Annotated in this window: 2 protein-coding genes; one reads left to right on the top strand and one right to left on the bottom strand. The window is 40.8% G+C overall.

Annotated features, from left to right (window positions below; genetic code table 11):
- Positions 1 to 637: M16 family metallopeptidase (locus tag BACCELL_RS25555; protein WP_007215089.1), on the bottom strand; the 637-nt coding region annotated here is incomplete at its 3' end.
- 265 nt (positions 638 to 902) lie between these two features.
- Here BACCELL_RS25555 and BACCELL_RS25550 point away from each other — a divergent pair.
- A complete protein-coding gene (locus BACCELL_RS25550; RefSeq protein ID WP_007215087.1) occupies positions 903 to 1406 on the top strand; it encodes an RNA polymerase sigma factor in 504 nt (167 codons plus the stop codon).
- The last annotated feature ends 122 nt before the right edge of the window (positions 1407 to 1528 follow it).

The raw sequence follows: 1528 nt of genomic DNA, 5'->3' as shown, positions 1-1528 counted from the left end.
TGAATTCTTGCTGTACGCTTCCCGGATTATCTTTATACATATTATATTCTTCGTATACACTTTCCAGCTCAGTCTGGAAGGTACGGAATACCGGGTTGATAAGACGCTGTGAGTAGATTTCCAACCATTTGTTGATCTGGTAGGGAGGGAATGAGTTGTGATAGTAAGTTACGTCGAAGCTGGTTCCGGCGTTCAGTCTCTTTCCACCCATGCTTTCTATCAGGTTCATGAACTCGTTGGATACACTAACCTTTCCGGCTTCTATGGTCAGCTCGTTGATCTCTTTAGCGATTGCCTCTTTCTTAACGGGATCAGCTTCGTCGGCCATTTCATCGTACTTGGCAATGATTTTATCATAAATAGGCTTTTCGGTAGCCCAGTCCAGTGCACCGATTTTGTCGGTACCCTTAAACATCACGTGTTCCAGATAGTGTGCCAATCCTGTGTACTCTGCCGGATCGTTCACTGAACCTGTTCGGCAGGCCACAATACCGTACACATCCGATTTCGTGTTGTCTTCCCATACATATACGGAAAGGCCATTCTTCAGCTTGAAAGCTTTCAATCCTTGACCGAATGACGGCAAAGCGATAGCCATGATAGCCAGAAGAGTGATTGATTTAATAATTCGTCTCATAAAATAAAGTGTTTTTAAATAAAGTGTTTTTGCTATATGTAGGCAAAACTATAAAAAAATCACAAACAGTTTACGAAATCTTCGGAAAAAGATACGCTTTTTACAAAAATCACCACCAGAAAACTCTCAAAAAGGGGGTGAAAACTGTCAATTGATAGTTTTTGCCCTAAATAAAAACAAAACTCGGTCCTCGGGAACCCCAAAACTTCCCTATACTTGCAACCGTGAATTTAAAATAATTATTAACTATTTAAAAGAGCAAAGTATGAATACCTACAGTTTTAGGAAGGATTTGATTAGTGTGCAAGAAGAACTGCTTCGCTTTGCATATAAGTTGACAGCCGATAAAGAGGAGGCGAATGATTTATTGCAGGAAACCTCACTCAAAGCATTGGACAACGAAGACAAGTACATGCCCGATACCAATTTCAAAGGGTGGATGTACACCATTATGCGGAATATCTTTATTAATAATTACCGCAGAATCGTTCGCGAACAAACTTTCGTGGACCAGACAGATAACCTTTATCACTTAAACCTGCCGCAAAACTCCGGTTTTGCAAATGCCGAAGGATCTTATGATTTAAAAGAAATGCATCGCATCGTGAATTCGTTACCCCGCGATTATAAAGTTCCTTTCTCCATGCATGTCTCCGGTTTCAAGTATCGTGAAATAGCTGACCGTCTCGGATTGCCTTTAGGAACCGTAAAAAGCCGTATCTTCTTTACCCGCCAACGGCTACAACAAGAACTGAAAGACTTTGTTTGAAAACAAACAGTGCAGACTGAAGACTGACAAACTTAATATTTATAGCCCAGGGCAATGCTCTGGGCATGTTTTTTGTGATGGGATTGGTTCCTTTCTGTACGGTTATGAGTTAATTCACCACA

This window comes from Bacteroides cellulosilyticus DSM 14838 (genome assembly GCF_000158035.1).
Lineage (GTDB): Bacteria > Bacteroidota > Bacteroidia > Bacteroidales > Bacteroidaceae > Bacteroides > Bacteroides cellulosilyticus.
This window is presented reverse-complemented; position numbering and strand designations above follow the sequence as displayed.